15 protein-coding genes are annotated in these 19,066 nt (G+C 64.2%); 5 read left to right on the forward strand and 10 right to left on the reverse strand.

Features of this window, described 5'->3' with window-relative positions:
- Positions 1-12: 12 nt before the first annotated feature.
- The 10 genes from BMY84_RS10125 to BMY84_RS10170 form a co-directional block, all read right to left on the reverse strand.
- Positions 13-1,317 (reverse strand): glycoside hydrolase family 1 protein, encoded by a 1,305-nt coding sequence (locus BMY84_RS10125; protein ID WP_093083576.1) that lies wholly within the window; start codon positions 1,315-1,317, stop codon positions 13-15.
- 25 nt (positions 1,318-1,342) lie between these two features.
- Entirely contained in the window at positions 1,343-2,191 is an 849-nt protein-coding gene (locus BMY84_RS10130) for an alpha/beta hydrolase (protein ID WP_093083578.1), read from the reverse strand.
- Positions 2,192-2,262: 71 nt separating this feature from the next.
- On the reverse strand, positions 2,263-4,506 hold the full coding sequence (locus BMY84_RS10135) for a TonB-dependent receptor (protein WP_093083579.1): 2,244 nt from the start codon (positions 4,504-4,506) through the stop codon (positions 2,263-2,265).
- 38 nt (positions 4,507-4,544) lie between these two features.
- Positions 4,545-5,375 carry a fumarylacetoacetate hydrolase family protein gene (locus BMY84_RS10140; protein WP_093083581.1) on the reverse strand — a complete coding sequence of 277 codons (831 nt, stop codon included), beginning with the start codon at positions 5,373-5,375 and terminating at the stop codon, positions 4,545-4,547.
- Complete coding sequence (locus BMY84_RS10145; RefSeq protein ID WP_093083582.1) at positions 5,375-6,283, reverse strand: VOC family protein; 909 nt, start codon at positions 6,281-6,283, stop codon at positions 5,375-5,377. The genes BMY84_RS10140 and BMY84_RS10145 overlap by 1 nt, the downstream gene beginning before the upstream one ends.
- Positions 6,280-6,711, reverse strand: coding sequence for a GlcG/HbpS family heme-binding protein (locus BMY84_RS10150; protein WP_093083584.1), 432 nt, complete (start codon positions 6,709-6,711; stop codon positions 6,280-6,282). Before BMY84_RS10150 ends, BMY84_RS10145 begins: the two co-directional genes overlap by 4 nt.
- Positions 6,708-8,207: a bifunctional 3-(3-hydroxy-phenyl)propionate/3-hydroxycinnamic acid hydroxylase gene (locus BMY84_RS10155; RefSeq protein ID WP_093083585.1), complete on the reverse strand. Its 1,500-nt coding sequence runs from the start codon at positions 8,205-8,207 to the stop codon at positions 6,708-6,710. Before BMY84_RS10155 ends, BMY84_RS10150 begins: the two co-directional genes overlap by 4 nt.
- Before the next feature lie 15 nt (positions 8,208-8,222).
- Positions 8,223-9,458: an amidohydrolase family protein gene (locus BMY84_RS10160; RefSeq protein ID WP_093083587.1), complete on the reverse strand. Its 1,236-nt coding sequence runs from the start codon at positions 9,456-9,458 to the stop codon at positions 8,223-8,225.
- An 81-nt stretch (positions 9,459-9,539) separates the two neighbouring features.
- The gene (locus BMY84_RS10165; RefSeq protein ID WP_093083588.1) at positions 9,540-10,436 is read right to left on the reverse strand and encodes a LysR family transcriptional regulator; all 897 of its coding nucleotides are present in this window, start codon (positions 10,434-10,436) and stop codon (positions 9,540-9,542) included.
- Entirely contained in the window at positions 10,433-11,437 is a 1,005-nt protein-coding gene (locus BMY84_RS10170; RefSeq protein ID WP_093083590.1) for a threonine ammonia-lyase, read from the reverse strand. The genes BMY84_RS10165 and BMY84_RS10170 overlap by 4 nt, the downstream gene beginning before the upstream one ends.
- Before the next feature lie 152 nt (positions 11,438-11,589).
- On the opposite strand from BMY84_RS10170, the gene BMY84_RS10175 reads away from it, so the two are divergent.
- From BMY84_RS10175 to BMY84_RS10195, 5 genes are all read left to right on the forward strand, one after another.
- Positions 11,590-12,201, forward strand: coding sequence for a TetR/AcrR family transcriptional regulator (locus BMY84_RS10175; protein WP_093083591.1), 612 nt, complete (start codon positions 11,590-11,592; stop codon positions 12,199-12,201).
- 342 nt (positions 12,202-12,543) lie between these two features.
- Positions 12,544-12,945, forward strand: coding sequence for a hypothetical protein (locus BMY84_RS10180; protein ID WP_093083593.1), 402 nt, complete (start codon positions 12,544-12,546; stop codon positions 12,943-12,945).
- Positions 12,942-14,207, forward strand: coding sequence for an efflux RND transporter periplasmic adaptor subunit (locus BMY84_RS10185; RefSeq protein WP_093083594.1), 1,266 nt, complete (start codon positions 12,942-12,944; stop codon positions 14,205-14,207). The genes BMY84_RS10180 and BMY84_RS10185 overlap by 4 nt, the downstream gene beginning before the upstream one ends.
- 186 nt (positions 14,208-14,393) lie before the next feature.
- Positions 14,394-17,576, forward strand: a complete 3,183-nt coding sequence (locus tag BMY84_RS10190) for an efflux RND transporter permease subunit (protein ID WP_093083596.1) — start codon at positions 14,394-14,396, stop codon at positions 17,574-17,576.
- A gap of 11 nt (positions 17,577-17,587) precedes the next feature.
- Positions 17,588-19,000, forward strand: a complete 1,413-nt coding sequence (locus BMY84_RS10195; RefSeq protein ID WP_093083597.1) for an efflux transporter outer membrane subunit — start codon at positions 17,588-17,590, stop codon at positions 18,998-19,000.
- Positions 19,001-19,066: the final 66 nt, after the last annotated feature.

Genomic DNA, 19,066 nt, shown 5'->3' on the forward strand with positions numbered 1-19,066 from the left:
GCAGATCTCCTTTTACAGGGCGTTCCTACGCGCGATTGCGCCATAGACAGCCGCGCTGGGCTTGGGTGTGCGGGCGAAAGTGACCGGATCGACACTGACCAGACCAAATTTGGGCTTATAGCCGAAAATCCATTCGAAATTGTCGAGCAGCGACCAGTGGCAATAGCCCAGCACCGGCACGCCATCATCGATCGCCGCCTTGAGGCCAGCGAGCGCTTCGGGGACGAACTTGGCGCGGATCGCGTCATCATCGGTGCCGACGCCATGTTCGGATACCAGGATCGGCACGCCGGTCGCTTCATGGGCATAGCGGACCGCGCCAGCGAGCGAACCCGCCCAGACTTCGGTGCCCGACCAGTTGACGATCGATCCCTTGGGCGCGGGCAGGCGGCCCTTGTCGCCCCAGAGCGCACGTTCATAATTTTGCACGCCGATGAAATCGTCACCCTTGGCGACGTTCAGCCATTGGCCGTAAAGTTCGCCGCGCATCTTGTCGCGGACCGACGCCTTGCCGACCGCCTGATCGTCCATCATCGCCAGCGATATGCCGACGGGCAGGTCAGGGCGCACCGCCTTGATCGCGGCCTTACCGGCCTTGTGCGCAGCAAGCAGGCCTGCTTGCAGGGCAGGCAGATCATCGAAGCCGGCGACATTGGCGCTGACGAATTTGGGCACGCCCAGACGCTTGGCGGCGGTTTCCAGCGTCAGCTTCTGAATATCCCAGACTTGCGGCGGCAGCATGGGCTTGAGCAGCAGCAGGATATTGGGTTCGTTGAAAGTAATGACCCGGTCGATCCCCTGCCCCAATGCACGGGTCGCCTTGTCGCAATAGCGCGCGAACAGCTCTGCGCTCTCGGGGTTAGTCCAGCCGCCCTGTGCGCTGAACCAGCGCGGCGCGGTGAAATGGCTGTAGGTGACGATGGGGGTCAGGCCACGGGCGCGGCAACCTTCAATGATCGCCTTGTAATGATCGAGCATCGCCTGGCTGAACAGGCCCTTTTCCGGCTCGATCCGCGCCCATTCGATACCGAAGCGATAGGCGTTGAGGCCCATAGTCTTGACGATGTCGAGGTCGGTTTCCCACAGTTCGAAACTGTTGCAGGCATCGCCCGAAGGCTGCGCAAAGACGGTGGGCTGCTGGTTCTCCAGAAACCACAGGTCGCTGGCGACATTATTGCCCTCAATCTGGTGCGGCGCCGTGGCCGTGCCCCAGAAAAAGCCCTTGGGAAAGGCGGGATCGGCGGTCTTGCGCGCGGCGAAGGCAGGCGCGGCCATCAGCGCGGCACCGGTAGCCAGAAGGGTTCTGCGGTCCAGCATGTTTCCGTCTCTCCTATTATCTGTGTCAGGTAGTGGTTTCGCGCACGAAGGCGCAGATTTCGTTGGCGAGCCGCCGGTCGGCGGTGCCCAGATGCATGGCCATACTGTAATGATTATGGCCCGAATGGATGAAGGCACGTGGCATAGCGCCATGGCGGGTCAGGCGATCCTGCATCAGGCCCAGAAATTCGGCCTGAAAGCGGGGCGGATCATATTCGGCGCAGGCCAGGAACAGCGGCAGGTGGGTCGCAGCCACCGCCTCCATCGGCATGCGATCGGGATAGAGGGCGGGATCGCCATAATAGAGCGTGTCGCGCTGATCGAGCGGGGTATAGCCATAGAGGCCCGACAACAGGATCGCGGCACGGACATCGCGATCACCCGCCAACTTGAGATAGCCGGCGACATGGACCGCCCCGGCCGACGTGCCCATCAGCACGATGCGGTCGGGATCGCCGCCATGTTGCGTGGCATTGGCCTTGAGCCATGAAACGACGGAGGCGACATCTTCCGATCCGGCGGGCCAGACATTGTCGGGCGCCAGACGATAGTTGATGACGGCCCCCAGAAACCCGGCCTGCGCTGCCATCCGGCCGACATTGGCATTGGGCCAGTCGGTCGCGCCGCCCTTGTCCCCTTTCAGGAAACCGCCGCCATGCACGAAGACGAGGATCGGTGCAGGTGTGTTGCCCTGCGGCTGATAGAGATCGATGCGGTGCCGCTCATGCGGGCCATAGGCAACATCGCTGGCCGACACCGGCACCTGCGCCATCAGTGCGGACTGTTCCGCATCGAACAATGCGCGACATTGGACGAGCACATCCGGCCCAAGGTCGGTGCCCAGTGCGGCAATGGCTTCCCTGACCTGATTCATCCGTCCCCTTCCTGGCGCGATCGTGAAAATGCGCATGGCGACGCTTATCGCGCCGCCATGCGCCTGTCCGGTCAGAATTTCGCGTCGAAGCTCAGACCCACCTGACGGAAGGACTGCGGACCGTAGATGGCACCGATATTGGCGGCGCCATCGGCAGGGAAATCGCTCTGCATCAGCGAGGGTTCATGCACGTTGAACAGGTTGCGACCAAAGATCGCAAGGCTGTAGCGATCGTCTTCGGTGCGGATGCCGACGCGGCCACCGACCAGCCAATGCGAACGGAAGGTCGTTTCGTCGCGCGAATTGGCTTCATAGCGCACCCGCGATTTCCAGACCGTGTCAGCCGCCACGAAGGCGTTTAGACGACTGCTGACCGGCGCCTCATATTCACCCGACAAGGTGAACTTGTACTTGGGTGCATAGGCAAGCTGAGAACCACCAATATCGGTGCCGTCAGTGCCGATGAAGCCGCCCGGATAGGTCGCCTTGGCGTAAATGAAGCCGGTATTGAGCGACAGGCCATCGAAGACCTTGCCGAAGAAATTGATTTCCGCGCCGCGCGACTTTACGCCATCAATGTTGCGCTGAACGCAGGAGATGACCGAGTTGTTATCCACTGTGCACTGCTGCGCCTGGAAATTCTTGATCTTCTGATAGAAGACGCTGAGATCCGCTACCCAGCCGCCAAACAAGGTGGTCTTGAGGCCCGCTTCATAAGCGGTCGGAATTTCCGGCAACACGGTGAACGGCACGGCAGGCGCAGACGGCGTTGCGATCTGGCCACCCTTGAAGCCGCGCGATGCCGTCGCATAGACCATGGTGTTGCGGGCCAGATCATATTGGCCGCCAAATTTGTAGGAGAAGTTGTCGACGTTCAGCACCGTGTCGCTGGCGACCGACGTCGCGTAGTTATAACGGTCAAGCGATAGGCGGCCAGTCGTATAGCGCCCACCGGCGATCAGGCGCAGGCTGGGCGACAGATGGAAAGTGCCCTGACCGAAGAAAGCCAGCGATTCATCGACGATGCTGTCATTCGCGCCAGCACCGGCCGTTGCCGGATCGACCAGCGGAATGGTCATGCCCGGGAACAGGGTGAGCATGACCGACAGGGTTTCCGGGTCGCGGGTCTGCTTCTGCCGCGAATAGAAAGCGCCAGCGGTATATTCGAGGAACTGATCCGACGGCGAAGAGATGCGGAATTCCTGCGTGAACAGGCTGAGGCGACGATTGACCGGGCCATTGGCGACCTGAATCGCCAGCGGATCGGCACGGAAGACGTTGCTTGCCGCGCCATAACCCGTCTCATTCGATTTACGCAGCGCGGTGATCGACGTCAGAGTGAACGGCTCTGCCTCATAATCGATCTGGAGCGAGCCGCCATAATTTTCATTATGGCCGACATAGGAACTGTCAGTGCAATAATTGCTGTTGCCCTCACCCGGAACGATGCCGCAATTCGCAAGCTCGGCAGCAACCGAAGCGCTGGTCTTGACGAAGGTGAAGAAGTCGCCGCCATTTTCGATGCGCGACTTTGCATAATCGCCGATGACGTTGACGGTCAGCTTGTCGGTCGGCTCCCACAACAGGCGTGCGCGCACGCCATAGCGATCAGTGTCGTTAAGGTTGCCGGTCGTCAGGTTGCGATTCACGCCCTGGCGCATATTGGCAACGCCCGACACGCGGATCGCGGCGTTGGATGCCAGGGGCACGTTAACCACGCCCTGCAGCACCTGATTGCCGAACTTCGAACCGGCGGTGCCCGCATCTGACACTTCACCCCGGACGCGCGCCGAGAAGCTGTTGAAGTCGGGCGCGTTGGTGGTGATGTTGATGACACCGGCCGAGGTGGTGAGGCCGAACAGCGTGCCCTGCGGCCCCTTCAGCACTTCGACGCGGCTGACGTCGAACAGGTCGGAGATATTGGCGTTGCCCTGACTGACCTGATCGACGACCACACCGACCGACGCGACCGCACCGGCCGAGAAGGTCTGGGTTCCGATGCCGCGGATCGAACCGCCGCCGCCGGTATTCTGGCCGGGGGCCTGCTGGATTTCCAGCGACGGGGCGATACGGTTCAGGTCGTTCATCGTGTTGACCTGCTGCCGTTCCAGCTGCGCGGCATTGGCGACGGTGATGGAGATGGGCACCTCCGTCACCTTTTCCGCCTTGCGCTGGGCCGTGACGATGATGTCCGAATTGGCATCGGGCGTATCGGCCGCCGCCTGTGGCGCGGCGTCCTGCGCGAAGGCAGGGGCCGACAGGGCAATGGCGCTTGCACCGGCAAGCACCGCAATGGTCAGGTTGATCTTACGCATGATATCTCCTCCCCTTCTTATGTTTGGGTAGACTGGGCTTATTGTTCGTCGATGATCCGGTTGATGAGCGTGCCGACGGTGCCGACGCTGATTTCGACCTTGTCGCCGGCGTTCATGTAGAGCGGCGGGGTGCGCTTGTCGCCGACACCGCCGGGCGTGCCGGTGGCGATGACATCGCCGGGGGCCAGCGGCGTAAAGGCGCTGATATATTCGATGACGGTCGCGATATCCCAGATCATGTCGCTGACCGGTTGATCCTGCACCAGTTCGCCGTTGAGGCGGGTCTGGACGCGCAGGGCATTAAGGTCTTCAATCTCGTCCGGTGTCACCAGCGCGGGACCGAAGCCACCGGTGCCGGGGAAGGTCTTGCCGGGGGTGAACTGGATATTGTGGCGCTGCCAGTCGCGGGCCGACCCGTCGTTGAAGGCGGCATAGCCGGCGATATAGGCCATGGCATCGGCACGGGCGACCTTGTGGCAGGGCTTCCCGATCACCAGCGCCAGTTCGCCTTCATAGTCGAAACGGGTCGTCACGGCCGGCTTCACCATCGGCTGGCCATCGGCGACAAGGCTGTCGGCATAGCGCACGAAGATCGCCGGATGCGCTTTCTGTTCGCGGCCGGTTTCCTTGACATGTTCGGCATAGTTGAGGCCGACGCACAGGATCTTGGCCGGATCCGGGATCACCGGCAGCAGCACCACATCGGCAGCGGCATAAGTCGGGCCATCGGCCAGCGTCGAAAGGCTGCCGTCGGACAACGCGGCCTTCAGGCCGGGCGTCGCGTCGGTCGCCAGTTCGACGATCGTCTCGCCATCCTGGCGGCCGAAGCTGGGGGTGCCGTCGGGACGGCGGAAACTGACGTAACGCATCAGGCTTGTTCCTCACTGATCAGGTCGAGCGGCTGGCTGTCCCAGTCGCGGCGATGGCGGAATTTCTCTTCGGCGGCGCGCAGGCCGGCAAAATCCTTGTCGGACATGCCCCATTGGTCGATCCGCTTTTCAGGCCAGGTCCAGTCTTCGGGCGCACCGGCCTGATAATCTTCGGGCACCTTCTCGACGGCGGTCGAAAATTCGATGACGGGGCCAAAGGGGGCGATGAAGTAAGCGAAGACATTGGCGCCGGGGCCATGACGGCCAGGGCCCCAGGCGGGCACCATCTCATGATCGCGCAGACGGCCAATGCCGCGCATCACCGCATCGAGGTCCGTCATTTCAAAGGCGATATGGTTGAGGCTGGCGAAACCGGCGCGGGCAAAGGCGGTGCTGTGGTGCGAGTCATTGCAACGCACGAACACCATGCCCTTGGTCCGGTCCGACACGCGGAAACCCAATGCGTCCTCGACAAGATGGCCGGTCGCTTCGGCATCGGCGCTGTTGAATACGACATGGGTCAGCTTGACCGGCAGGTCGGCGCCCTCGATCGGCGCGACCTCTTCGGCATCGACCAGGAAGCGGAGCAGTTCGCCCTCGGCCAGTTCCACGATGATGCCATGGCCGCCGCCCAGATCGCTCGATACGACCGGCGCGGCAGGCAGACCCGCTTCGCTCACGCTGCGCTTCAACTGCTCCAGCCGTTCGGCCGTGCAGACGAAGGTGGTGGAACGGACATAGGCATCCGCCGACTCTTCCAGCGCGACCAGATAGGGATAGCTGCCCGATCCGCGCAGATAATGGATATTGCCCTCAACAGCTGCGGGCGCCATGCCCCAAATGTCGGTCAGGAAAGCGGCGGCCTCTGCCGCATGGGGCAGCGCCAGTTCGATGCTGCGCAGCTTCATTTCTTGTCTCCATGGGAAAGGCCTGCGGCGAGAATGCCGGCGATGGCGCAGGCTTCGTCGCAGTCGCCGGTGTCGCCACTGATTCCGACGGCGCCAATCACCGCACCTTCCACGTCACGGATCAGGACGCCGCCGGGAGACAGAGCGAGCCGACCGCCGGTGGCGGCGACGACGCTCTGAAAGAAGACAGGGTTGGAGGCGGCACGCGCGGCCAAAACCCGCGTATCCGCCCCCATCCCCAGCGCACCCGAGGCTTTGGCCTTCGCGATGTCGAAACGGAACAGGCTGGCACCATCTTCGCGTACCATGGCGACGGGATGCGCGCCGGCATCCAAGACAACGATGGCAAGCGGTTGCGCGCTATCGGTGCGTCCTTGTTCCAGCGCACGATCGATGATGGTGCGTGCTTGAGCGAGGGTGAGGCTCATGCAGCGATCTCCTGATGGGTAACGCCAGCGATCAGCGCAGCGCGGCAGGCGACGAGGTCCGACGCCTTACCGGTGCCGAAGACATAATGGTCGGGACGGATCAGAACCGCGTCGGCTTTGCGATCGGCCAGCCAGGCGGCGATAGCGCCCTGATCGTCGAGCGTTGTGATATCGATCACGGTCACGTCATCGGCCTCGATTACGCCATGGGTGAACAGTCGCCAGCCACCACCGGTCACATCGTCCAGCAGCCGGTCGCCGACCCGCGGCTGAATGAAGCGTTCGCCTGCACCTGCCGTGCCGGTGGCAACGATCCCCGTCGCGATGGCGGGGATCAGGTCGGCGGCAGTGCCATGCTGCGCACCCTTGGCGGCTTCACGCATCTTCGCGTCGCGCTCCGCAGCGGCTTCGGGATCGAGCATGCAGATATAGCGGCCTGCGCCCACGGCGGCGGAAATGACCGCACGGACATGCGGATCGCGTTCGGGCTGATAGCTGTCGAGCAGTGCGTCGGGCGCCTGCCCCTTCAGCACCAGTTCCAGTTTCCAGGCGAGATTGGCGGCATCGCGCAGGCCATGACACATGCCCTGTCCAAAAAAGGGCGGCGTCTGGTGCGCGGCATCGCCGGCCAGAAAGACGCCGCCCTGCCGCCACCGCTCGGCGATCAGACCATGGAAGCGATAGGTTGCCGCGCGCACCACCCGATGCGGAACTCCGGAGAGATAGGGTTCGACAAGGGCTGCGACCGATTGCGGTTCCATCATCGCCCGGTCATCTTCCCCCGGCAGCAACATGAATTCCCAGCGGCGATGATTGCCGCGCCCCGGCACGATCGTCGCGGGCCGCTTGGGGTCGCACATCATGACCGACAATGTCTGGAGATTGGCGGCTTCCGGCACGCCCCACAGGTCGGGGAAGCGGACCGGGCCATCGACTTCGGCATCGACCACCAGCCAGGGTTCTTCGAAATCCAGATCGTCCAGGCGAATGTCCAGCGCCTTGCGCACGGCGCTGCGCGCGCCATCGCAGGCGATGACATAGCGAGCCTGCTCGCTGCGACCGCCCGACAGGCGCAGAGTGACGGCGCCTTCACCCTGCTCCAGCCCCTCGAATGCGACACCGAGCTGAACAGTTACGTTGGAATAATCAGCCAGTGCGTCGCGGAGATGATCTTCGAGTTCGGGCTGATAGAAGAAATAGTCGTTGGACCAGCTGAACGGACGGGCGCGGCCGACCGTGCCCATGTAGCGGATGACGCCATGATCGGCGCCGACATGCAGATGGCCTTCGGTATCGCGCATGTCCGGGGCGACGCGGTCGATGACGCCGGCCGACTGGAACAGGCGCATCATTTCATGGTCCAGATGCACTGCGCGGGGCAGCGGATAGGGATGGGCTTCCTGCTCGATCACAAGGACCGAGACACCCGCCTTCCCCAGTAAATTGGCCGCAAAGGCCCCCACCGGCCCGCAGCCGATGATCGCGACATCGAACATGAAACGTCTTCCCCGTCAGGCGTTTACGGGCTGAGCGGTGGGCGATTTATGCATCTGCCCACCCAGCATGATCATCTTGATATTATTGGCGTCCTGCATGATGCGGACGTCCTGGGTCGGATCACCATCGACCAGCAGCAGGTCGGCCAGATAGCCGGGCTTCACCTGTCCAACTTGCTGTCCCATCAACTGACCACCCAGCATGGTCGCGGCGCTCAGCGCCTCGGCCGGGGTGAAGCCGTAATAAGTGACGAAATGCTCCAGATCGCGGGCGTTGCGGCCATGGGGGTTGAAAGGGAAACCATAGTCGCCGCCCGGCAGGATGCGCACGCCGCGCGCCTTCAGCTTGGGGACGAGGATTTTCTCCAGTTCCAGCCGCTCGGCCGCGCTGGCCTTCATCGACGACATGTTGATATGCGGCGGGGGCGAGGCTTCCAGCGCGGCGACCGACACGCCGGGGCCGGGGGCGTAGAAGATTTCGTCCTTCTTCGCGGCCATGGCATCGACTGCGGCATCGTCCGCGAAGGAGCAATGATAGAGGATGCGCGCACCTGCTTCGAGCGCCAGAGTGATGGCGCGTGGCGAGTAAGCGTGGGTTGCGATCCAGAGGCCAGCCTCCCTGGCCGCTTCGCCTGCCGCCAGCATTTCCTCATCCGTGTAGAGGATGTCGGCGGACGAGCCGGGCTTGAGCGCATCTTCGCCGGAAATGACGAGCTTGAGCGACTTCACGCCTTCTTCTGCGCAATAGGCGACAAAGGCGCGCATCGCATCGGGACCGCGACCGTTGAACACGTCGCCCGTCTCGACACCTTCCTCGCCCTCAGGGCTGCGCTCCAGCGTCGAGGGGACCAGGCGCGGACCGGGCGTTTCGCCAGCTTCGATCGCGCGGGCCAGTTCGGGTTCGATCTGGTCGCCCAGCGCGCCAGCCGAATAGAGGCTGGTATAGCCATGGTCGAGCAGCACGCGGGCATTGCGCCAGGCGGCGACCTTCAGCTCTTCGGGCGGCAGGATGAACTGGTGATAGATTTTCTCGACCGAGCTGCCCCAGGTCAGATGGGTATGCGCGTCGACCATGCCGGGCATCAGGGTGGCGCCCTGACCGTCGATCACCGCATCAACCTCGACCGCAGCGATGGCGGCTTCATCATGCAGAACGGCGGCGATGGCGTCGCCTTCGATGACCACCGCTCCAGCGACCGGAGCACTGCCCGTGCCGTCGAAAATTGCGATATTGCGGATCAGCTGCCGCACGGTGGTCTCTCCCGAAAGCTCTTGTTGAAGGAGCTTATGCGCCGTTCCTGATCCAAAGAAAAATAATGATTTTTGCGAACGTCATAGTTTGGAACTATGGATTAGCACATCCAGCAGCGCCTCTCCGAGCCGCGACAGACGCCCACCCGCCAGCATCCGCACGCCGATGCTGCGAGGAAATGCAGCCTCCTCGATCGTTATGGCGCGCAGCACGCCGATCGACAGTTCGGCCGACGCCACCTGCATCGGCAGGATGGTGACGCGCTGGCTGCCGCGCACGATCGCCTTCGTGCTGAGCAGAGAGTCGCAGCGGATGATGTCCTGCGGCACAGAGATATCGGCGGCCATGAACAGGGCGTCCGTTTGTCGCCGAAAGGCGCCCCGCGCTTCGGGCAGCACCCAGCGCATCAGGGCCGTATCGCGCAGCGACAGGCTGGAGGGCAGATGGTCATTCTGCTTGCCCACGATCAGGGCGAAGGGATCGCGCGAGAAGGTGCGTTCCTCGATCCCCTCCGGCGGTTCCTCGATCCCCGTGGTCACGAACGCCAATTCTATGTCGCCGCGATGGAGCATGGCCGCCAGATCATGGTCGGGTCGTTCCACCACATGCAGGGCGAAGCGACCGATCCGCGTTTCCAGCCGCCGTACCGCATCGGGCAGCAGGCTGACCAGCGCGCCGGGCGTGCCGCCGATGCGCAAGGGGCCGGTGATGCCCCGACTGGCAAGTTTCACTTCGGTCTGCACATCCGCCAGCAGCGCATCCATCGCTTCCGCGCGTCGGAGCAATGCCTGCCCTTCCGGCGTCAGCTGGATGCCGCTGCGCGACCGTTCGAACAGGGTGGCGCCGAGCGATTGCTCCAACTGGGCGATGGCGTTGGAGACGGAGGGCTGGGAGATGTTGAGCGCTCGCGCGCCGCCGCTGATGCTGTTGGCACGGCACACCGCGAGGAAGGTGCGGATGGCGCGCGGATCGATCATGCGGCGATATCGCCGATGATGGCGGCGTAAGCGACTGGATCGACATTGCTGCCCGACAGGATGACGACGCTGGCGCCATCGCAGGGCGGCGCGAGGCTCGCAAGCATGGCGGCCAGTGCCACCGCGCCGCCCGGTTCCACTACCAGCTTGAGCGCAGAGAAGGCGAAACGCATGGCATCGCGCACCTGATCGTCGCTGACGACAAGGCCGCCCGACAACAAGGCTTGATTGATCGGGAAGGTCAGTGCGCCGGGGCTGGGCGCCATCAGCGCATCGCAGATACTGCGCGCGTCGGGCGACACAGTTTCCCGCACGCCGCTGACAAGCGACCGGGCGGTATCATCGAAGCCGGCGGGTTCGACCGTGTAGATGCTCGTGCCGGGCGAGCGCGCCTTTGCCGCCGTGGCGATGCCAGCGGTCAGGCCGCCGCCACCGCAACAGACGAGGATCTGGCCAACGGTCGCATCCACCTGCGCCGCCTGTTCGAGGATTTCGAGGCCCGCCGTCCCCTGCCCTGCGATGATATAGGGGTCATCGAAGGACGGGACCAGCGTGGCGCCGCGACTTTGCGACAGGGCAGTCGCGATCTCCTCCCGGCTTTCGGTGTGGCGGTCATAGGTGACGATTTCCGCGCCGAGCGCGCGGGTATTGGCGAGTTTGATCGCGGGCGCGTCCGCCGGCATCACGATCGTTGCCGGAATGCCGAGCAGCCTGGCCGCCGCCGCGACGCCCTGCGCATGATTGCCGGAGGACCAGGCGACAACGCCCGCCGCCCGTTCATGGGCATCCAGTCGGGCAAGACGGTTATAGGCGCCACGGAACTTGAACGAACCGGTGTGCTGCGCCCCTTCGAACTTCAACAGCACGCGGCGACCAACCCGGTCGTTCAGCGCCGCATTTTCCAGCAATGGCGTCCGCACTGCCGCCGGGGCGATGACGCGGGCGGCGTCGACAATATCCGCAATGCTGATGATGGGGCTGATGACGGGCGATGGGTTCATGCGCGGCTCCTTTGTCTGGCTCAGGCTCTAGCCGCAGCGCGGAGGGAGGAGAAGTGCGAAGAACAGGGAAGTAGACAGTTGCACGACATTGCGACGAATGTTTTCCCGCGATGGTAGACAGCAGCCCCTGCCCCACCTATATACCGACCGGTATGAAAAGCGCAGCGGAACCTGTCACAAGAGGACGCCCTCGGGAGTTCGATCCCGAGGAAGCCCTGTCGGCTGCGCTCCAGGTCTTCTGGACGCGTGGTTATGAGGGCGCATCGCTGGCCGAACTGACCGACGCGATGGGTATTACCAAGCCCAGTCTTTATGCCTGTTTCGGCAATAAGGAAGCCCTGTTTCACAAGGCGCTCGACCTCTATGAGCGCGACAAGCTCTGCTATATGCGATCGGCGATGGAAGAGCCCACCGCCCGCGCCGTGGCCGAACGACTGCTGCGCGGCACGCTGAACATTCAGACCGGCGGCAGCGATCCGCGCGCCTGTCTGGGCGTGATCAGCCTGGTCGCCTGCACCACGCAGGCGGAATCGATCAAGAACGACGTGATGGCGCGCCGCGCCTCGTCCGACAAGGCGCTGGTCGAGCGGCTGGAACGGGCCAAGGCGGAAGGCGACCTGCCCGCCGGGGTCGAACCAGCGGCGCTGGCGGCCTATGTGATGGCGGTCATGCAGGGCATGGGCGTGCAGGCCAGCGGCGGAGCCTCGCCGCAGCAACTGGAGCAATTGGTGGAAACCACCATGGCGATGTGGCCAACCCGCTAAATCCCGTCATTCAGCCGCCATACAGAAAAATTTACCAGGCGGTACAGAAAGCGGTTGACGCGATGCAGCATCGCATTATATACCGATAAGTATGAAATCCGGTTGAGGCGTCGCCCTCTAAGGAGGCTCCATGAAACACATCTGTACAAGCTAAGTCACTCGACTTGGCGGCGCGCATCGTCACGCCGCCAACATCATCATCGTCTGGCCATGGGGTCGGGGCATCGCTCCGGCATTGATGGCTCGTGCAGTCCCGCGGCCGCCACCGGTTCGGGAGAGTATCGCGTGCGCCCGCAGATGGTGTTCGCGGCCGGGTCTGCGCGCAAATAGGGGATTGAAACCATGGCCTATATCGATTTTGCCCAGCCGCTGCCTGCGGTTGGGAACGGCATTTCCTTGCCTGCGATCCGGGACCGGATCAAAGCCGTCGCCACCGGTTTTTCGCCGATGGAGTGGCAGATCGTGCGTCTGGCACAGACGGACGGCCTGTCTTCCCTGCGGGAGCCGGGACGCTGGTTCCGCCTGAAGACATTGCTCTTCGGACCGCAGCCGCATTTCAAACTGGCGGACGAAAAGCTGGAGGCGTTGCGCCGTCTGGCCGTGGAGGCCTGGCATGAAGGCTTCGCCGTCCGCCCATCCGCCATCCGACAGTTTCGCGAAGCCGGGTTCAGTGAGGGACAGCTGGAAACATTGCTGTCCGCCGTCACCGCCGCCCGCCGCACCATCAAGGGGAAATATCCATGAACATGATCACAAAGATCGACACCGATACGCAGGCCAGCGAAGTCGGATCTGGCGGCACGACACGCCGCTGGCGCGGCCGACATCTGGCTTGGGCAGCACTGGGTATCGTCGTGCTGGGCGGCGTCAGCTGGAAATATCTGGGGCAGCCGGAGGCGCAGGCCTCCGCCGCGCCGCTGGCGGCTGTCGGCATATCCGCGCCGCTCGCCCGCAGCGTGACCCAGTGGGACGATTATGTCGGCCGCTTCGCGCCGAGCCAGACGGTGGAAATCCGGCCGCGCGTGTCGGGCGCGGTGACCGCCATCCATTTCCGTGACGGCGATTTCGTGCGTCAGGGGCAGTTGCTCTTCACCATCGACCAGCGTCCCTTCCAGGCGGCTCTGGCCGAGGCGCGGGCAAGCAGCGCATCGGCCCGCAGCGCCTTGCTGCTGGCGCAGAATGACTATGCCCGCGTCCAGCGGCTGAGCGGCGATGAAGCCGTGTCGGCCAGCGAAGTGGATGCATTGCGCTCGCGGCTTCAGGCGGCGCAGGCCGCACTTGCCGGAGCGCAGGCGCGCGAACGGAGCCGGGCGCTGGACGTGGAGTTCACGCAGGTGCGTGCGCCCATATCGGGGCGCGTCTCCGATCGCCGCGTCGATATCGGCAATCTGGTGGCGGGCGCCGAAGGCACGAGTGCGACCCTGCTGACCACGGTCAACAAACTCGACCCCATTTACTTCAACTTCGACGCCTCCGAAGCGCTGTATCTCAAGTCGCAGCGCGACAAGGAGAATGGCGGCGCGGTCGAAGTGCGGTTGCAGGATGAGGCGGACTATAATCATCAGGGCCGGCTCGACTTCACCGACAATGGCCTTGATCCACGGTCGGGCACGATCCGCATTCGTGCCGTCTTCGACAATCCGGGCAATTTCCTGACCCCCGGCCTGTTCGGCAATATGCGCCTTGCCAATGGCGGCAAGGCCAATGCCCTGCTGGTCCCGGACGAAGCGATCCAGTCCGATCAGGCGCGCAAGACCGTGCTGGTCGTGGACAAGGACGACAATGTGACGGCCAAGCCGGTCGAGCTTGGTCCGATCGTCGACGGACTGCGGATCATCCGGTCGGGCCTCAGCCCGCAGGACCGGGTGATCGTGTCCAACCTTCAGGCCGCCATGCCCGGCGCGAAGGTGGCGGTGAAGCCTGCAACCATCCGGCCCGCCCCTGCGCCGGTCACGCCGGTCGACAGTGCGGCCCCGGTAGCGGCGCAGGCGACCTTCGCGCGGTAAGCTGAAATCACCCCTCCCCTTCAGGGGAGGGGACGGGGGTGGGGTTTGGCCCCAAGCGCTGCGTCAAGTGCCCCCCACCCCAACCCCTCCCCTGAAGGGGAGGGGCTAGAAATGAACCCAAGCCCGTGATCCGGCTCCTGCCGGATCACGCGGCCTCCCTTTTGCTCGTTCGCAAAGGACGATCCGATGCGCTTTTCCCGTTTCTTCATCGACCGGCCGATCTTCGCCGCCGTCATCGCGGTGGTCATCACCGTGGTCGGCGCGCTCGCCTTCATCGGCCTGCCGGTATCCCAATATCCCGACATCGTGCCCCCCACGGTCACGGTGTCCGCCCAATATCCCGGCGCATCGGCGGAAACGGTCGCATCGACCGTGGCCGCGCCGATCGAACAGGAAATCAACGGTGTCGATGACATGCTCTATCAGAGCAGCCAGTCGACCGGCGATGGCAAGGTCGTCATCACCGTCACCTTCAAGATCGGCACCGACCTGGATGCCGCTCAGGTGCTGGTGCAGAACCGCGTCGCCGTCGCCACGCCCCGCCTGCCCGAAGAAGTGCAGCGCCTTGGCGTCGTGACGCGCAAGACCACGCCCGAATTTCTGATGGTCGTGAATTTGCAGTCGCCCGACGGCACGTTCGACCGCGACTATATCTCCAACTATGCGCTGACGCAGGTGCGGGACCGCCTTGCCCGGCTCGACGGCGTGGGCGATGTGCAGATGTTCGGGTCGCGCGACTATGCGATGCGCATCTGGATCGACCCGGACCGCGCCGCCGCGCTGGACCTGACGGCTGGTGAAGTCGTCTCCGCCCTGCGCGCGCAAAATGTGCAGGTGTCGGCCGGCTCGATCGGCCAGCCGCCCTATGATCGCGGCGAAGCCTTCCAGCTTGGCGTGGAAATGCAGGGCCGCCTGAATACGCCCGAACAGTTCTCCGACATCGTGATCCGGTCTGACGCCGACGGCCGTCAGGTGCGCGTGCGTGACGTTGCCCGTGTTGAACTGGGCGCGCAGGATTATGGCACCAACACCTATCTGTCGAACAAGCCCACCGTCGTCATCGCGACGATGCAGCGCCCCGGCTCCAATGCGCTCGACGCGGCGGAGAAGGTGAAGGCGGAAATGGAGCAATTGTCCAAGCGCTTCCCCAAGGGCCTGGAATATAGCATCATCTACAACCCGACCGAGTTCATCAGCCAGTCGATCGACGCCGTCTATCACACGCTGATCGAAGCGGTGCTGCTGGTCGTGCTCGTCATTCTGGTCTTCCTGCAAAACTGGCGCGCGGCGATCATCCCGATCATCGCCATCCCGGTTTCGCTGATCGGCACGGCGGCGATCCTTGCGGGCCTTGGCTATTCCCTCAATAACCTGTCGCTCTTCGGTCTGGTCCTTGCCATCGGTATCGTCGTCGATGACGCCATCGTCGTGGTCGAGAATGTCGAGCGCAATATCGAGCATGGCATGTCGCCGCTGGAGGCCGCGCGCGTCTCCATGGATGAGGTGTCGACGGCGCTGATCGCGATCGTGCTGGTGCTGTGCGCCGTGTTCGTGCCGACGCTCTTCATCACCGGCATTTCCGGCGCCTTCTATCAGCAGTTCGCCGTCACCATCTCGACCGCGACCGTCATCTCGCTGATCCTGTCGCTCACTCTGTCGCCGGCCGCCGCCGCTCTGTTGCTCAAGGCCAAGCATGGCCCGCGCGACCGCAGCGGCGATCCGGTCTGGCGGCAGAAGCTGGGCGTGGCCGTCGATGCGTTCAACAATGGCTTCGACCGGATGAGCGCGGGCTATGGCCGCCTCACCCGCTTCCTCGTCGCTCGGCCCAAGAAGATGCTGCTGACCTATGCCGGCCTGATCGCCGCCACCATCGCCCTGTTCTGGGTGACGCCCGGCGGCTTCATTCCGGCGCAGGATCAGGGTTACTTCCTTGCCGTGGTGCAATTGCCCTCCGGCGCCTCGCTCGAACGCACGGACAAGGTGACCCGCGAAGTCGCAGCGAAGATTTTGCCGATCAAGGGTCTGCGCGGCGCGGTGATGTTCGCCGGCTTCCATGGCCCCTCGCAGACGCAGGCGCCTAACAGCGCGGCGATCTACTTCCCCTTCAAGAGCTTTGCCGAACGCAAGGAGGAAGGCGCCACCTATGCCGGCATCATGGAACAGGCGAACAAGGCTGTCGCCGGCTATGACAAGGCGCGCATCCTGCTCGTCCCCCCGCCGCTCATCCAGGGCATCGGTTCGGCCGGTGGCTATCGGATGATGCTGGAGGACCGGGAGGATCGCGGATACGCCGAACTGAATAAAGTCGCGCAGGACATGATCGCCAAGGCGAACCAGTCCCCCAGCCTCGCCATGGTCTACACCCTGTTCGATGTCGGCACGCCGCGCATCTATGCGGATGTCGACCGGCGCAAGGCCGACCTGCTGGGCGTGCCACCAGAACGCATCTTCGAAGCGATGCAGGTCTATCTGGGGTCGGCGTTCGTCAACGACTTCAACCTGCTGGGTCGCACCTATCGCGTGACCGCGCAGGCCGATGCCGAACATCGTGGCACCGTGGCGGATATCGCCAACCTCAAGACCCGGTCGAACAGCGGCCAGATGGTGCCGATCGGCTCCGTCTCGACCTTCAAGGACAAGACCGGTCCCTATCGCGTGGTCCGCTACAATCTGCTGCCGGCGGTGGAAATCGACGGTGACACGGCGCCGGGCTATTCGTCGGGCCAGTCGCTGACCACGATGGAGAAATTGGCTGCCGCAGCCCCGGCCGGTTACAGCGGCGAATGGACGGGCGTCGCCTATCAGCAGGTCAGCGCGGGCAATACAGCCGGTCTGGTGTTCGGCATGGCGGTGTTCTTCGTCTTCCTGGTGCTGGCGGCGCAATATGAAAGCCTGACGCTGCCGCTGTCGATCATCCTGATCGTGCCGATGTGCCTGTTCGCGGCCATGCTGGGGGTGAACCTGCGCGGGATGGACAATAATATCCTCACGCAAATCGGTCTGGTCGTGCTGATCGCCCTTGCCGCGAAGAACGCCATTCTGGTGGTGGAATTCGCCAAGCAGGCGGAGGAGGAACAGGGCCTGTCGCCGGTCGAGGCCGCCGTTCAGGCTGCGCAGACCCGTCTGCGTCCGATCCTGATGACCAGCTTCGCCTTCATTCTGGGCGCTGTACCGCTGGTGATCGCCACCGGCGCGGGGGCCGAACTGCGGCAGGCACTGGGTACGGCCGTCTTCTTCGGCATGGCCGGTGTGACCGCCTTCGGCCTGCTCTTCACCCCCACCTTCTATGTCGTGTGCCGTGCGCTGGGCGATCGCTTCGCCCGCCGCCGGCCCGAACAGGCCGAACCTGCGTTCCAGCCGGCCGAATGAGGAACAGAGACATGACACGCAACTTCATCGCCTTGTTGCTCGGCGCCAGTGCGCTCACGGCCTGCGCCGCCGGGCCGGATTACAAGGCGCCCGCTACCCCGACCACGGCCGCCGCGCCCTTCATCGGGGCGGCAAGCCCGGCGGTCAGCGCCGCCGCCGCGAAGGATCGCTGGTGGACGCTCTATAATGATCCACTGCTGGACGGCCTTGTCGGCGATGCGCTGGCCGCCAATACCGACCTGCGCGTGGCAGTAGCGCGGATCGAACGGGCACGTGCGTCGCTGCGCGGCGCGAAGGCCGATCGCCTGCCGCAGACCAGCCTTGGCGCGTCCGCCGTGCGCAGTCGCACTTCGGCGGCGCAGTCCCTGCCCGGCATCGACCGCGAAAACACGATTTACGATGGCGGGCTGGATATCTCCTATGAGGTCGACTTGTTCGGCCGGGTGAAGCGCGGCGTGGAAGCTGCGCGCGGCGACTATGCAGCCGCGCAAGCCGATGTCGATGGTGTGCGAGTTGCCGTGATCGCCGATACGGTTCGCGCCTATCTGGACGTGACCGCCACGGCCGAGCGACTGGCGGTCGCCCAGCGCACCGTGGACCTGCTCGACCAGTCGGTCCGTATCACCGGCGCGCGCTTCGATGCGGGGCGGTCGGACCGGCTGGACGTCATCCGTGTGACGACACTTCGGGAACAGCAGAAGGCGGCCATTCCCGCCTTGCTGGCGGATCGGGATGCGGCGCTCTTCCGCCTCGCCACCCTGACCGGTCGAACGCCGCAGGACTTGCCGGACACGGTGCGGGCTGCGATCCGCACGCCGCAACTCTCGCAGCCGATCCCGGTGGGGGATGGACAGGCGCTGCTGGCGCGGCGGCCCGACGTGCGCGCGGCCGAACGGCGGCTGGCGGCGGACACCGCCCGGATCGGCGTGGCGACGGCGGACCTCTATCCACGTATCACACTGGGCGGATCGATCGGCACCACGGCGCTGGGCGGCGGCAATCTGTTCGGCGGCGGACCGCTCAACTGGGTGCTGGGGCCGCTGATCAGTTGGGCCTTCCCTAATCAGGAGGCGATCCGTGCCCGCATCGGTTCGGCGGAAGCGGACAGCGCCGCTTCGCTCGCAACCTTCGACGGCACGGTGCTGCAAGCGCTGGAGGAAACGGAACGCTCCCTCTCCGCTTATTCTCATGCGATCGAGCGGGCGCAGACATTGAGCGCCGCGCGGGATGAAGCGGCGCGGGCTGCCCGGATCAGCCTCGCCCGGCAACGGGAAGGCCAGATCGACTTCCTGACTGTGCTCGACGCGCAGCGGACTTTGGCCAGCGCTGAAGCGGATCTGGCCACCGCGACGCGGGCGGTTTCCTTCGCGCAGGTCGACCTGTTCCGGGCACTGGGCGGCGGCTGGGACAACCGGGCGGGCTGATGATGATCAGGGGCGGACCGGGCATCCGCCCCTCAACTGCAACAAGTTGGTCATAAAAGAAAATTT

The organism is Sphingobium sp. AP50 (assembly GCF_900109095.1).
GTDB lineage: Bacteria > Pseudomonadota > Alphaproteobacteria > Sphingomonadales > Sphingomonadaceae > Sphingobium.

What these genes read in the sequence shown, in the direction of transcription:
- BMY84_RS10125 (WP_093083576.1), bottom strand. Translation starts at nt 1,317, where the DNA reads ATGCTGGACCGCAGAACCCTTCTGGCTACCGGTGCCGCGCTGATGGCC.
- BMY84_RS10130 (WP_093083578.1), bottom strand. Translation starts at nt 2,191, where the DNA reads ATGAATCAGGTCAGGGAAGCCATTGCCGCACTGGGCACCGACCTTGGG.
- BMY84_RS10135 (WP_093083579.1), bottom strand. Translation starts at nt 4,506, where the DNA reads ATGCGTAAGATCAACCTGACCATTGCGGTGCTTGCCGGTGCAAGCGCC.
- BMY84_RS10140 (WP_093083581.1), bottom strand. Translation starts at nt 5,375, where the DNA reads ATGCGTTACGTCAGTTTCCGCCGTCCCGACGGCACCCCCAGCTTCGGC.
- BMY84_RS10145 (WP_093083582.1), bottom strand. Translation starts at nt 6,283, where the DNA reads ATGAAGCTGCGCAGCATCGAACTGGCGCTGCCCCATGCGGCAGAGGCC.
- BMY84_RS10150 (WP_093083584.1), bottom strand. Translation starts at nt 6,711, where the DNA reads ATGAGCCTCACCCTCGCTCAAGCACGCACCATCATCGATCGTGCGCTG.
- BMY84_RS10155 (WP_093083585.1), bottom strand. Translation starts at nt 8,207, where the DNA reads ATGTTCGATGTCGCGATCATCGGCTGCGGGCCGGTGGGGGCCTTTGCG.
- BMY84_RS10165 (WP_093083588.1), bottom strand. Translation starts at nt 10,436, where the DNA reads ATGATCGATCCGCGCGCCATCCGCACCTTCCTCGCGGTGTGCCGTGCC.
- BMY84_RS10170 (WP_093083590.1), bottom strand. Translation starts at nt 11,437, where the DNA reads ATGAACCCATCGCCCGTCATCAGCCCCATCATCAGCATTGCGGATATT.
- BMY84_RS10175 (WP_093083591.1), top strand. Translation starts at nt 11,590, where the DNA reads ATGAAAAGCGCAGCGGAACCTGTCACAAGAGGACGCCCTCGGGAGTTC.
- BMY84_RS10180 (WP_093083593.1), top strand. Translation starts at nt 12,544, where the DNA reads ATGGCCTATATCGATTTTGCCCAGCCGCTGCCTGCGGTTGGGAACGGC.
- BMY84_RS10185 (WP_093083594.1), top strand. Translation starts at nt 12,942, where the DNA reads ATGAACATGATCACAAAGATCGACACCGATACGCAGGCCAGCGAAGTC.
- BMY84_RS10190 (WP_093083596.1), top strand. Translation starts at nt 14,394, where the DNA reads ATGCGCTTTTCCCGTTTCTTCATCGACCGGCCGATCTTCGCCGCCGTC.
- BMY84_RS10195 (WP_093083597.1), top strand. Translation starts at nt 17,588, where the DNA reads ATGACACGCAACTTCATCGCCTTGTTGCTCGGCGCCAGTGCGCTCACG.